12 protein-coding genes and 2 tRNA genes are annotated in these 13,128 nt (G+C 61.9%); 6 read left to right on the forward strand and 8 right to left on the reverse strand.

All coding sequences use genetic code 11. The annotated features are described in order from the left end of the window. The first annotated feature begins 47 nt into the window (after positions 1 to 47). The 3 genes from GYH35_RS11475 (at position 48) to GYH35_RS11485 (ending at position 615) form a co-directional block, all read left to right on the forward strand. Positions 48 to 320 (forward strand): HU family DNA-binding protein, encoded by a 273-nt coding sequence (locus tag GYH35_RS11475; protein WP_116811090.1) that lies wholly within the window; start codon positions 48 to 50, stop codon positions 318 to 320. Between the two features lie 87 nt (positions 321 to 407). After that, a tRNA-Val gene (locus GYH35_RS11480) sits at positions 408 to 482 on the forward strand. Between the two features lie 56 nt (positions 483 to 538). Then, positions 539 to 615 (forward strand) — tRNA-Asp (locus tag GYH35_RS11485). A 77-nt stretch (positions 616 to 692) separates the two neighbouring features. On the opposite strand, the gene GYH35_RS11490 is transcribed toward GYH35_RS11485, so the two are convergent. Genes GYH35_RS11490 through GYH35_RS11500 form a run of 3 tightly spaced genes read right to left on the reverse strand, consistent with a single transcriptional unit; the run spans position 693 to position 3,591 of the window. Continuing rightward, a complete protein-coding gene (locus GYH35_RS11490) occupies positions 693 to 1,967 on the reverse strand; it encodes an O-acetylhomoserine aminocarboxypropyltransferase/cysteine synthase family protein (RefSeq protein WP_161828477.1) in 1,275 nt (424 codons plus the stop codon). Next, on the reverse strand, positions 1,964 to 2,653 hold the full coding sequence (locus tag GYH35_RS11495; protein ID WP_161828478.1) for a universal stress protein: 690 nt from the start codon (positions 2,651 to 2,653) through the stop codon (positions 1,964 to 1,966). Before GYH35_RS11495 ends, GYH35_RS11490 begins: the two co-directional genes overlap by 4 nt. Beyond that, complete coding sequence (locus tag GYH35_RS11500; protein ID WP_161828479.1) at positions 2,650 to 3,591, reverse strand: universal stress protein; 942 nt, start codon at positions 3,589 to 3,591, stop codon at positions 2,650 to 2,652. The genes GYH35_RS11495 and GYH35_RS11500 overlap by 4 nt, the downstream gene beginning before the upstream one ends. Positions 3,592 to 3,824: 233 nt before the next feature. Here GYH35_RS11500 and GYH35_RS11505 point away from each other — a divergent pair, with 233 nt between their 5' ends. Then, positions 3,825 to 5,174 (forward strand): Glu/Leu/Phe/Val family dehydrogenase, encoded by a 1,350-nt coding sequence (locus GYH35_RS11505; RefSeq protein ID WP_202624248.1) that lies wholly within the window; start codon positions 3,825 to 3,827, stop codon positions 5,172 to 5,174. A gap of 27 nt (positions 5,175 to 5,201) precedes the next feature. Here GYH35_RS11505 and nhaR read toward each other — a convergent pair whose 3' ends face one another. Continuing rightward, positions 5,202 to 6,113 (reverse strand): transcriptional activator NhaR, encoded by a 912-nt coding sequence (gene nhaR, locus GYH35_RS11510; protein WP_161811987.1) that lies wholly within the window; start codon positions 6,111 to 6,113, stop codon positions 5,202 to 5,204. Between the two features lie 118 nt (positions 6,114 to 6,231). Here nhaR and GYH35_RS11515 point away from each other — a divergent pair, with 118 nt between their 5' ends. Further along, positions 6,232 to 7,134: a universal stress protein gene (locus GYH35_RS11515; RefSeq protein WP_161828481.1), complete on the forward strand. Its 903-nt coding sequence runs from the start codon at positions 6,232 to 6,234 to the stop codon at positions 7,132 to 7,134. On the opposite strand, the gene GYH35_RS11520 is transcribed toward GYH35_RS11515, so the two are convergent. From GYH35_RS11520 to GYH35_RS11535, 4 genes are all read right to left on the reverse strand, one after another. Next, positions 7,123 to 8,403: a saccharopine dehydrogenase family protein gene (locus tag GYH35_RS11520; protein WP_161828482.1), complete on the reverse strand. Its 1,281-nt coding sequence runs from the start codon at positions 8,401 to 8,403 to the stop codon at positions 7,123 to 7,125. The two genes, GYH35_RS11515 and GYH35_RS11520, sit on opposite strands and share 12 nt — an antisense overlap. A 31-nt stretch (positions 8,404 to 8,434) precedes the next feature. Then, complete coding sequence (locus GYH35_RS11525) at positions 8,435 to 9,535, reverse strand: carboxynorspermidine decarboxylase (protein WP_161811990.1); 1,101 nt, start codon at positions 9,533 to 9,535, stop codon at positions 8,435 to 8,437. A 26-nt stretch (positions 9,536 to 9,561) separates the two neighbouring features. Next, positions 9,562 to 9,975: a nucleoside diphosphate kinase regulator gene (gene rnk / locus GYH35_RS11530; protein WP_161811991.1), complete on the reverse strand. Its 414-nt coding sequence runs from the start codon at positions 9,973 to 9,975 to the stop codon at positions 9,562 to 9,564. 285 nt (positions 9,976 to 10,260) lie between these two features. After that, positions 10,261 to 11,493, reverse strand: coding sequence for an acetyl-CoA acetyltransferase (locus GYH35_RS11535; protein WP_161811992.1), 1,233 nt, complete (start codon positions 11,491 to 11,493; stop codon positions 10,261 to 10,263). Positions 11,494 to 11,659: 166 nt separating this feature from the next. Between GYH35_RS11535 and GYH35_RS11540 the strand changes: the two genes are divergently transcribed. Beyond that, a complete protein-coding gene (locus GYH35_RS11540) occupies positions 11,660 to 13,120 on the forward strand; it encodes a hypothetical protein (protein WP_161828483.1) in 1,461 nt (486 codons plus the stop codon). The last annotated feature ends 8 nt before the right edge of the window (positions 13,121 to 13,128 follow it).

Genomic DNA, 13,128 nt, shown 5'->3' on the forward strand with positions numbered 1-13,128 from the left:
TGACGTAGTCGTCTGGAGCGAGGCTTTCTACAAGAAGGAAACCGGATATGAACAAAGCGGAACTGATCGACGCCGTGAGCACCAAGACGGGCCTGCAGAAGGCCGAGGCCACGCGTGCCGTCGATGCGGTTTTCGACGCCGTCACAGGCGCGCTGAAGGCTGGCGACTCCGTGTCGCTGCTGGGCTTCGGCACGTTCGTCGTGAAGGCTCGTGCGGCTCGCACCGGCCGCAATCCGCGCACCAATGAGCCGATTGAGATTCCTGCCACGAAAGTTCCTGGCTTCAAAGCTGGCAAGGCTCTAAAGGATGCTGTAAATTAGCGCGCCTTCGAAACGGGGGGCTTGAACAGCCTCTCGCTCGCCAGGGTTCTGATTGAGCGGGTTACGCGAGTACTGTCCAGTACGAACGGGTGCTTAGCTCAGCGGTAGAGCGTCGCTCTTACACAGCGAATGTCGGGGGTTCGATCCCCTCAGCACCCACCAACTCAGTGACAGAGTTGTGCCCGCAAGGGTAGAAGGCATCACAAAGGTTCCAGCGCGGAGCGGTAGTTCAGCTGGTTAGAATACCGGCCTGTCACGCCGGGGGTCGCGGGTTCGAGTCCCGTCCGCTCCGCCATTCCTTTGTGATGTTTGTTTGCCAGCCACCAGCGAGTGACACGCGGTGGCTCATCTCCAGTCGATCTGTTTCTTTTGCTACCGGGCTGCGTCCAGCGCCTGGTCGAGATCCTCGAGGATGTCTTCGATATCTTCGATTCCTATCGAGAGCCGGATCGCCTCCGGCGTAACGCCGACCCGGCGCTGTTCGGCTTCGCTGAGCTGCCGATGCGTGGTCGAGGCGGGGTGACAGGCCAGGGATTTTGCGTCCCCGATATTCACCAGCCGCCGGAACAGTTTAAGTTCGTCGTAGAACTTCACGCCCGCATCGAATCCGCCTTTGACTCCGAACGTGAGGATGCCCGCGGCCCGGCCTTTCATGTACTTCTGCGCCAGTGCGTGATGGGGGTGATCCTTCAGGCCGGCGTACCGCACCCACTGAATGGCTTTGTGACTTTGCAAGTGCTCGGCGACGCGTTGTGCGTTCTCGCAGTGACGTTGCATGCGTAGCGGCAGCGTCTCCATTCCTTGCAGCAGTTGGAAGGCGTTGAACGGCGACAGCGCCGAACCGGTATTCCGCAGTGGCACCGTGCGAGCACGCCCGATGTAGGCCGCGGGGCCGAGCGCATCGACATACACGACGCCGTGATACGACGCTTCCGGCTCGTTGAACATCGGATAGCGTTCCTTGTACGTGGCCCAAGGAAACTTGCCGGAGTCGACGATCAGGCCGCCGAGGGTGGTGCCGTGGCCGCCGATGTACTTGGTGGCCGAATGCACGACGATATCGGCGCCGTGTTCGAAGGGTTTGAGCAGTACCGGCGTCGCGACCGTGTTATCGACGATCGTGGCGACTCCATGACTGCGCGCCATCGCCGCCACGGCGGCTACGTCGACGATGTTGCCTGCGGGATTGCCGATGGTCTCGAAGAACACCGCCTTGGTTTTCTTGTCGAGCAACTTTTCCAGATCGCTGGCGGAATCGCTCGCGGAGAAACGGACCTCGATGCCGAGCTTCGGCAGCATGTGAGCGAATAGCGTGTACGTGCCGCCATAGAGCTGCGGCGTCGTGACGATGTTATCGCCGGCTTCCGCCAGATTGACGATGGCATAGTGAATCGCCGCGCTGCCGGCGGAGACTGCCAGCGAGCCCACGCCGCCTTCCAGCATCGAGATCCGCTTTTCCAGTACGTCGCACGTCGGATTCATGATGCGCGTGTAGATGTTGCCCGGAACCGCGAGGTTGAACAGGTCCGCGCCATGCTGGGCATTGTCGAACTCGAAAGCGACATTCTGATAGATCGGCACGGCGACGGCATGCGTCGTCGGTTCGGTTTCGTAGCCACCGTGGATCGCGATCGTCTGATCTTTCATGTCTTTGCTCGAGGGGAAAGCGTTGTATCGTCCATGATGCGGCCGCAAGTCGCAACGGGGTACGCCGTCGATGCAGCGGCGCCTCGGTGCGGTGTTATTAAAACATTCGTGGTCCTGCTGCTCGCGAGCATGCTGGCGGCGCTGCGCCGGAACAGGCCGCTGAATGCAGGCCATCGGTCCGCTTGCACGATGACGCAATCGGTCTCGGGCTTGCTGTCGTTGACGACCAGGACGGCGCATCGTGCTTCGGTGGCAACGCGTTCGGCCGTCGTTGCAAGAAATCTGTCCATGGGGCGCGGCCGTGCCGAGCCCATGATGACCAGGTCCGCGCGCCACTGCCGCGCTATGCGGCTGATCGTACGGTGAGGGTCGCCGATACGAACGCTGATCGCAGGGCGAGGCTTGAGCTCCGGCCATCTCCTGACGCGCCACTGCAGCGCTCTACGCGCGTGCTCTGCCATTCTGCCGGTGAGACGCGGCGGCGTCTCACCATCGACGACGTGAAGCAGCAGCAACTCGACATCCGTTTCTTTGGCGAGCCACAGCGCCCTTTGCAAGGCGTGCTCCGATTCTCCCCAGAGATCCGTTGCACACATCACTCTGACAGGCGTGCCGCCGGGCGCGGCGCTGACGTGTGCCTTGATGGCGACCGGTTTCGCTTTGGAGATCAAGCTCAGCTTCGTCATGCCGCGTACAACCACTTCCTTTCCGCTGGGGGCGGAGCAATTGCGAGAACGTCGCAGTTCACGTCACGGAAGACCCGATGAGTCACGCTGCCGACCAGGATCCGCTTGAGTGCGAGCCACCGGCTCACTCCGATGACGAGCAGCTCGGGCTGTGCCTGGTCCACCACTCGTCGAATCGCAGTCAACGGACGAGAAAGCTCCGTGGCAATGTGAACGCGAGTGACATCGATCCCCGCATCGTCCAGGCTTTGCAGCACGTTGCGGCGAACTGTCGAATGCCACATCACTTCGGCCGAGATGCCGTCGATGTCCAGGCCGTCGCCGGTTGCGATATCGTGATACGGAAGGCCGAAAGCATGCACTACCCACGTGCGGGCATTCTTCAGCATGCCCATGCCCACAACCGTACGTGTGACGTGCGCTGACTTCGAGGAGAGATCGGTAGCGAGAACCATGCGTTGGTACGGCCGCTCGGCGGCGTTACCGACGAGCAGCACGGAACAGCCGGTGCCTCGAATGATTCGTTCTGCGGCCGTACCGAGCATCGTGTCCAGGCTGCGACGCTTCGGCCGCGCGATGACGATGAGATCGGGTTTGTACTCGCGCGCAGTCGCGATCACGATGTCGATGGGGTTACCGAGTTGTACTTCCGCCGTGACGCTCTCGGGAGCGTGTTGCATCAGGCGCTGGCTATGCGCTGCGAGGCGCAGATTCGCTCGGATCACTTTCGATCGGAGCACGCGGCCGGCCAGCCTGTCGTTCAGTGCGTGCACGAAATGGGCTTCTGCATTCATTTGCTGCGCCAGAAGCGCTGCGCGCTGCATGGCTCGATCCGAGCGAGGCGTCAAATCGGTTGCGCACAATATCCGCCGTCTCGGCATGCCAGCCGCGACTGCCATTCTCCGCCACGTTTCGTGCACCGGCACACCGATCTGCATGTCATCGACTCCTTAGCGACGAGTCATCATCCGACCGCCGGTGTTTGTAGCCCTGTCTGGAAATTAGATCCATTAGAATTAAGCGCCCGCACAGTTAGAGAACCTCGAAGCGGGGCGACGCATCGGCCGCACTTAGAGAAAGCGAAACGAAGCGCGAGAATATTTCCAATTGTTCGCAGTCCGCCGCCGCTGTACAAAAGGTGATGCAGCAACTCGTCAGTAAGGAGTGTTCAGTGCAATCACCGAATGCCGTACGGCACGAGCTCGATTCGTCACGATCGGTTGTGGCGCTCGATGGCCGGGCGGATTCCGAGCGACGGACGGAGGTCGAGCTGACCGCCGATCACAACTTCACGCTCGCGGCCGGGCGCCTTGGGCTGTCTGCCGATCAACAACTGCTGTTACGCACGCCCTTCCGCGAAGTCAAAGTGGCCGTTCCGGTACAGATGGACGACGGAACGCTGCGCGTGTTCGCCGGATATCGCGTCCAGCACAGCGGCGCACGGGGTCCGGCGAAGGGCGGCATTCGTTTCCACACCGATGTAAGCATCGGCGAGATGCACGCTCTCGCCGAGATCATGACGTGGAAGACGGCCCTCGTGGATGTGCCGTTTGGCGGCGCCAAAGGCGGCATTGCATGCGATCCGTCCAAGCTGTCGCTGGCGGAACAGGAGCGGTTGACCCGGCGCTATGTGTCGCGCATCCATCGCTTCATCGGCCCGTTCCGAGACATACCCGCGCCCGACGTGAACACGAACGAGCAGGTCATGGCGTGGATACTGGACGAGTACAGCTCCCGCCACGGTTACAGTCCGGCTTGCGTCACGTCGAAGCCGGTCGAACTCGGGGGGATTCGCGGCCGCTCGACGGCGACCGGCACAGGTATCGGCATGGTGCTCGCTGAGCATCTCAAGGCGCGCGGCCGCTCGATTCGCGGGGCGCGTGTTGCGATCCAAGGCTTCGGCAACGTTGGCGCGAATGCCGCTGCATTCATCGAGCAGCACGGCGGCGAGATCATAGCCGTCGCGGACGTAAACGGCGGCATTCTCAGCAGCGGGTCGCGGCCACTGCGCGTGCCCGACCTCATCGAGCACGTCCGGTTGACCGGATCGGTCGTGGGATTTCCGGGCGCGATGTCGATCGACAACGACGAACTGCTGGCACTGCCTTGCGATGTGCTCATTCCAGCGGCTCTCGAGAACGCCCTCACTGAAAGCAATGCTGGCGAGGTGCGAGCCTCGGTGATCGTCGAGGGTGCGAATCTGCCGACCACGGCGGGTGCGGACAGAATTCTGCGCAGTAGAGGCATCGATGTGATTCCCGACCTGCTGGCAAACGCCGGTGGGGTGGTGGCGAGCTACTTCGAATGGACGCAAAACCTGCAACAGACGCAGTGGCCGCGGCAAAAAGTAAATCGAAAGCTGCAGTCCTATCTGGTGCGCGCGTATCGCTCCGTTCGCAAGATCGCAGAGGCGCGAGATATGTCGTTTCGTGAAGCGGCGTGGCTCATTGCGATCGAACGGGTCGCTCGCGCGGAGTCTCTGCGTGGCGCCCTGTCGACGGTCAAGGAACGCAATCGCTAGGTCATCCGATCGAAAACGTCGTGCTGCTCATTTCTGGGCAAACAGTTGGCGCGCGCTATCGGTCATCGCAATGACTGCGGGATGTCTTATCTTCCGCTCGGCGGAGATCGCATAGAACTCGGCTTTTACGCCTCGCGCCATGCCGATGCGCACGAATCCGTTGTCACGACGGAATTGTGCTTCGAGCACGGATGGCACGGGAGCAAAGCCGTGGCCTGCGCGAGCAAACTCCCGGAGCATGGCATAATCCTCGAACTCCCCGAGCGGCAGCGGGCGCACGTTCTGCCGATCGAGCCATTGATCCAATGCGCGTCGTATCGCGGTGTCGTCCGTGGGTAGCAGCGCAGGTACGCCGTCCAGAGATTGCGGAAAGCCTCGACGTAGTGTCCTCGCGAGCGCCGGCGTGGCCATCCAATAGACATTACAGCTGCCGAGCGGATGGCTATATACGCGCACATTGAGTGTCGGAGTCACGGGCGCATCCGACAATACAACATCGATATCGTGCACAGCGAGGTCCGCGATCAGCCGCTCGAGCGTGCTTTCACGACATACGACGCGCACAGACTGTTCCAGATGCATGCCAGGCTCGACGATTTGATACGCGATCTCTTTGGGCACGACGTCGTCGATCCCTACGACCAGCCGCAGCGGCCGGCTGGAAGGGCGTTGCTCCAGTGCATCCAGCAGTTCTTGCCCCAGCGAGAAGATCTCGTTCGCGTAGCTGTAAACCATCTTGCCGACATCCGTCGGCACCAGGTTGCGGCCGGACTTCAACAGCAGCTTTTCACCCAGGCGCTCTTCCAATATGCGTAATTGTGAGCTCACCGTCGGCGCCGACAAGGCCAGTTCCTCGCACGCGCGCGTCAGGCTGCCGGTACGCACGACGGACCAGAAGTACATCAGATGTTGATAGTTGATGCGCGGGATCGAGGCCATCTTGCGTCCTCCGCTGTAAGGTTCGACGCGGACGAATCAAAGAGCTGAATAATTCTAATTGATGAAACCGGCCCTCGACCACACGATAGTCGAACGACCACAGACGCGGAGCTCCGATGTGACGAGATTGTTGTGCGCGACGGATCTGCTGCCGAAGAGCGAACGAGCAATAGATCGCGCAGGCATGCTCGCCGAAGAGCTCGGCGCGGAGCTGTCACTGCTGCATGTGGTTTCTCCGACCGCATCGGAACGAGTGCTGGAACAGTCGCTGCAGATCGCGATGAATCGCATGAGATCGCGCGCTCGGCCTCCTCTTTGGCGGCATGGATCGGAGCCGAAAATCATTGTCCGCACCGGCAATCCCGCACGATTGATTTGCGACACGGTGGCACAGGAGCAAAGCGGTCTGTTGGTGGTTGGGCCGCACGAGAGGCGCGATGTGCTCGAGGGATTGTCGGGCACGATCGCCGAGAAGGTGCTGGCTGCGCGCAAATCTCCCTTGCTGTTCGTGCAGACCAGTGCGGATGTGAGCTATCGGAATGTGCTGTTTGCAGTCGATCTCTCGGCGGAGGCTGAGCTGGCCGTACGCGCCGCAGAGACATTGGTGCTCAGCAGGGACGCGCGAGCAACGGCCATCCACGTCTGTGTGCCCCCTCTGAGAGGCATGGTTCCTTCCACGACAGCCGCACTCAGAGCGACAGTCGCACAGCGACAGCTCACCGGGGCGATCCATGATCTGCTGACTCGAGCCAGCGCGGACTGCAGCCGCTACGATGTGGTCGTCGAAGAGGGCCATCCCATCCCCGCACTACTGCGCGCCGTCGAGACTCACCGGCCGCAACTGCTGGTGATGGGCACGAGAGCGATGGGCAGGATGCGGCGCGCGCTGCTCGGCAGCGTCGCAAATCAGCTGTTGAAAGAGGTCGTGGACTGCGACGTGCTGGTCGTTCCCCGCATCGCCGAGCTTGCGAGCGGGCGGGCATGCCGCCCGCCCGCTCCAGGCGCGTTGCTACGGCACTGACGCCGCTCGCGATGTATCGGTCGCATCGCATTGGCCCTGCAGTGACGAATCGATTCCGTGGTGAAGGATGCGCGTGGGCAGCCCCAGCCGGTCGAGTAGCCCGAGGAAGGGTTGCGGCGCGAGCTCCTCTACGTTGACCATCTTGCGCACGTCCCATTCGCCGGAGGCGATCAGCATTGCGGCGGCTGCCGCCGGAACGCCGGCGGTATAGGAAATGCCCTGACTGCCCACTTCTTCGAATGCCTGCTTGTGATCGGCGACGTTATAAACGAACACTTCCTGCTCGCTGCCGCGCTGTCGCCCTTGCACGAGCACGCCGATACAGGTCTTGCCTGCGTAAGTGGGAGCCAGCGACGCAGGATCGGGCAGGGCGGCTTTGACGACTTTGAGCGGCACTACTTCCTGCCCCTCGGCCGTGCGCAGCGGCTGTTCCGATAGCAGGCCCAGATTCTTGAGCACGGTGAAGACGTTGATGTAGTGGTCGCTGAAGCCCATCCAGAATCGCACGGTGGGCACTCCGAGGATCTGCGAGAGCGAATGCACTTCGTCGTGGCCGGTCAAATACGCCTTCTGCAGACCGACGACAGGCAGCTGCCACTCGCGGCTCACTTCGAACATCCGGTTCGCGGTCCAGCGACCGTTCTGCCACGACCATACCTGCCCGGTGAACTCGCGGAAGTTGATCTCGGGATCGAAATTCGTGGCGAAGAATCGACCGTGATTGCCGGCGTTGATGTCGACGATGTCGATGGAATCGATGCGGTCGAAATATCTGTCGGAAGCGAGCTTCGCGTAGGCATTGACGACGCCCGGGTCGAAGCCGGCGCCGAGGATGGCCGTTACACCGGCGCGCTCGCATTCGGCGCGGCGCTTCCATTCGTAGTTCGCATACCAGGGCGGAGTTTCGCAGATCTTCGCCGGATCCTCATGAATGGCGGTGTCGATGTAAGCGGCGCCAGTCTCGATACAGGCCGACAGCACCGACATGTTGAGAAACGAGGAGCCGACGTTGATGACGATTTGCGCTCCGGTGGTTCGGATCAGCTGCGACGTTGCAGCCACATCCATTGCATCGAGCGCGTGAGCGACCAGCGCGCCGTCGGCTTGCAGCGCATTCTTCTCACGTACGGATGCGACGATGCGCTTGCATTTGTCGATCGTGCGCGAAGCGATGTGGATGTCGCCGAGAAGCTTGTTGTTCTGTGCGCACTTGTGAACGACCACCTGGCCGACGCCGCCGGCTCCGATGACGAGCACGTTCTTTCTCATTTCCGGGATGTCTCCTCCAGTTCGCGAGCCTTCAGGACAGGCTCGATTGATAATCTGCAAACGTGAATTCCCGAACCCGCCGTAGCGATCCGTCGAGCTCGCGAATGACGATGGCGGGCATCTGCACGCCGTTGAACCAGTTCTTCTTGACCATGGTGTAGCCGCCGGCGTCCTGGATCGACAGGCGATCGCCCACCGTCAGCCGGTTGGGAAATTCGAACGTGCCGAAGACATCCCCGGCCAGGCAGGACTTGCCGCACAGCATGTACTCGTGCGGCCCGCGGTTGGGAGCGATCCTGGCGCTCTGCCGATAGATCAGCAGATCGAGCATGTGAGCCTCGGTCGAGGCGTCCACGATCGCCAGATTCTTGCCGTTGAAGAGCGTGTCGAGCACAGTGACCTCCAATGTCGTGCTGCGCGTGATCGCCGCTTCGCCGGGCTCCAGATACACCTGCACGTCATAGCGCTCCGAGAAGCGCTTCAGCCGCTGGCAGAACGCCTCGATCGGATAGCCGTCCGCGGTGAAATGAATGCCGCCGCCGAGGCTGACCCAGCGGACCCGATGGAACAGCGTTCCGAAGCGCTCCTCGACGATTCCCAGCACCCGGTCGAAGCGCTCGAAATCGCTGTTCTCGCAATGATTGTGGATCATGAAGCCGTCGATGCGGTCGAGCACTGCCGAGACCGCCTGCACGTCGTGCTCGCCGAGTCTGCTGTACGGTCGCGCCGGATCGGCGATGTCGAAACCGGAAGAGCTGATTTTCGGATTGAGCCGCAGGCCGCGAGCAATGCCGGAAGCCCGGTCGGCGAAGCGACCGAGTTGTCCGATGCTGTTGAAAATGATCTTGTCGGCGAGCGCCACCGCCTGCTCGATCTCGGCATCCGCCCATGCGACGCTGTACGCCTGCGTCTCGCCGCCGAAGCGCTCGCGACCGAGCTTCACTTCGAATAGAGACGACGAGGTTGTGCCGTCCATGTAGTCGCGCATCAGGTCGAATACCGACCAGGTCGCGAAACATTTCAGCGCGAGCAGCACCTTGGCGCCGGAGAGCGCACGCACCTCGGCGATCTTCTCCAAGTTGCGGCGAAGCGCGGATTTGTCGATCAGATAGTAAGGCGTTGGGATCGTCATGATTTGCACGTGGAACGAGACGCCGCTCAGGCCGCCGGATCGGGCGCGTCGCTGCCGTAGACTGCCAGCACCGTCAACACTCGAGGCTCGCCCACCGGCCGTGGCCAGGCGATCGACTGTCCGGGGCTCATGCCCAGTAGCGCCGCGCCGACCGGAGAGAGCACAGAGATGCGATCGCGGGTCACGTCCGCTTCCAGCGGCCAGACCACTCGCACGGTTCGATAGCGCCCGTTCACGCCATCGCGATAAGAAACGAGCGACCCGATTCGCACGATGTGCGGGGCGCATTCTTCGTCGGCGACCACTTCGGCGCGGCTCAGCTCCTGAGCGAGGTAATCGAGTATCGGCGTCGGCGCGCGTTCGCCAGCCTCGACCAGCGCGGTCAAGCGGCGGAAGTCACCTGCAGGGATGGAAATAGGTGGCAAGTCGACCGTTTGCATGGGTCACCGTGATGAGTTGTCGGCTCCGGAGACGACGAGTCTCGAGCGCGAACGGAAAACGACGATGAAGGTAACTACGCTGTTCGAAACGAATCAGTGTAGAAGGTGCCTTAGGCAGGACGCCCCGGGCACAGCGCGCAGGAAATGCGCTACACCCGGGGCGATGTGCCTGGGATGAGTTGCTCGCCGCGGATCCCGTGGCTGAGTATGAAGTGCAAAGACGGAAGCATTAGCGGAGCATAGGTTTTTATTGCCAGGAGTCAAGTGGCGAAAGCCTGGTCCGATTCACCGTCCCACGATCAAGCTCACCGTCGTGGTCGCGCTGCCGCCGATATTCAGCGTAGCGAAGTTGTTTGCGCCTTCCACCTGATATTCGCCTGCGGCGCCCGTCACCTGCTTGAAGCAGTCCAGCGCCATGCGCACGCCGGTCGCGCCAACCGGATGACCGCCGCCGATCAATCCTCCGCTGGGATTGACGGGAGTGCGCCCGCCGATCTCGATGTCTCCAGCCTCGATCGCCCGCCAGCTTTGGCCGGGAGGCGTGAGGCCGAAATGATCGATTGCCATGTACTCGGTGGTCGTAAAGCAATCGTGCGTTTCGATGCCGTCGATCTGCTCGACGCCGGCGATGCCAGCGCGGCGGAAAGCATCGGTGATTGCGCCCCGCACATGCGGAAAGAGATATTGGTGGCCTTCGCTCGCCTTGATCTTGGCAGCGTATGTGATGGGCGCCGTTCGATGTCCCCAGCCCTTGATGTAAGGCAGCGCGTCGCGGTCGAGGCCGAGCCGCCTGGCATACTCGTGCGCGCGTTCTTCGGAAGCGAGAAATACGATCGCAGCGCCATCGGTGATCTGACCGCAGTCCTGCTTGCGGGTGCGGCCTTCGATGATGGGGTTGTCGACGTCGTCGGCGCTGAAGCTGTTTGCCTTGAATGTCCAGCGGCGCGTTTGCGCATTGGGATTGCGTCTGGCGTTCTCGAAATTGATCTGAGCGATGCGCGACAAATGCTCTTGCTGCAAGCCGTAACGACGCTCGTATTCGTCCGCTACGTCGCTGAAAACCCGCACCCATGGATAGCACGCATCCTGGTACTCGTGGCCGTTCCACATCGCCGGACCGCCAATGAGCTTCGCGGCCTGTTCGCCCGGCACATTTCGCATTTGCTCCACGCCGAGAACGGCTGCCAGCCCATACCGTCCTGCTTCGATGTCTGCACCGGCAGCGAGCAGCGCCAGGCTCCCGGAGGCGCACGCGCCTTCGTGTCGCGACGCCGGAAGGCCAGCGAATGCCGGATCGGTGGCCGCGAACAAACCGCCCAGGTGCCCCTGATTGCAGAACAACTCGGCTCCGAAATTGCCGATGTGAGCGACCTCGATGTCGCAGGCAGCGAGCTTGGTTTCAGCCAGGCCGCGCATGATGGTCGAACCCATGGCATCGGCGATCTCCATGCCGCGGCGCGCCCAGTTGTCGGCGAAGTCCGTCTGGTAGCCGCCAATGATATAGACCCGTGAAGTCATTACCGTGCTCCTTCGGTGATCAGCGGATCCGCGCGGTGGGCCGCGTGTGTTCAGTTTCGAAATGAGTCTCGCCGGACGACTAAGGATTCGTGCGGTACGGCTTTACCGGATGTCCACCTTCTTCACTATCATGACGGCGCAACCCCCAGCCTCGAGAAACCGGAAGATGAGCATGATGAAAACGGCTGCGCTGACCCTGATGCTGGTCTCACTGATCTGTTCTGGATGCGCGACGACAGGTGGGGCCACCGGGGAAGAAGAGCCGACGCTGATCGACGCTGAAGGCAGCTCTCCGGCCGAGGTGGCAGCGTCGCTCGAGGCAGCGGCTCCCAACACCGAAGGTGGCTCGAAGCAGGAAGAAGGCGAGCTGCCACTTGCCGTCGCCGAGTCGGAGCCCCCCAGGGAAGGGCCCGAGGAGGTCATTGTCCAAAGCCGCATCCTCACCCGTCACCAGGTGATCCAGGATCTGGTCGCCGAAGCGCAGGCGGTGCTTCGCGATATCGAGCTTGAATACGTCTTCACCGGCAAGGGAAAGAGGCAGGTCCTGCGCGGCCGCCCGGTGGCTTTTGCGCTCTGGAATGAAACGAAACAGGAGTGGTCCGTCGCGCAAATCGAGCTGCCGCGGCCGCCGATCACCTGGCAGCCCGGCCGGAAGCCTCTGAAGTTTCGCACGCTCACGCCCGGCATCCAGGCGAAGCACGTGAAGGGCACCGGCGCCGAGCGGCTGATGTTCTCCTTCTCCCAGGACGGCAATCCCTTGAAGGTCTACGGGCGCAAGTTCCCCGTGTTCGATAACAACCTCATCAAACGCAGGCAGTGGCGCGCCGTCGCCCAGAGCGCGAAACCCATCATCTATCTGCCGTTCACCGAAGATACATTCGATCCGGGTTTCGTCAGTGGCGGAAAAGAGTTTCTCGTGGCCACCGCGCGCAAGGCGATCGAGGAGCTGCGTCTCGCGCAGGTGCCCAGTGCAGCCTTCCCTGGAGAACTGCTCGCCGACTCGATTCCTCTGTCGGTCGTCACGACGCTTGCAGTCATCGAACAGACCGATGACAACGATTACGTGCAGAAGCAGGCGATCGCGTTCGACGAGGTCCTGAGCCAGTACGGGCTGAAGCAGGAGGAGGCGTATCGCTACAGCGTGTCCAGCGCGAATGCGCTGGGGCCGATGCAATTTACCAACCGCAGAGGAAATGGGACCTACTCACTCGTCGTCAGGCGCTGCCGGGGCGCGAATATCGATCCGGTCTTCGAGCGAGGCGCGACGAATCTGCTCAACGCCATGAAAGCGGCAGTGTGCCTGCTGGATCTGGAACTGGCGGGAATGCGTGCGGATATTCGCCGTGCCTATCGTGACAATCCGGCCGTGCTCGGCATCTTTCCGGTCGCCGCGTACAACGGCGGGCCGCGAAATGTCACGAAGCTCTACCGTGTCCTGACCCAGATGAAGGTGAAGCTCGATGAACTGAGCCGCCCCGGAGAGCAACTCGCCGGCGCTGCCGTGAAGTGTCCGTGTGTTTGGAAAACGGTAGGCGCCGAGGTCCGGCCGGTGGCGATTCCGAGATACAACAACGAGAACCGGTGGTACATCGAAAAGTACCAGAGCATCGTCAGTCTGTTCGAGTGACTGCGCGG

This window comes from Steroidobacter agaridevorans (assembly GCF_009932555.1).
Lineage (GTDB): Bacteria > Pseudomonadota > Gammaproteobacteria > Steroidobacterales > Steroidobacteraceae > Steroidobacter > Steroidobacter agaridevorans.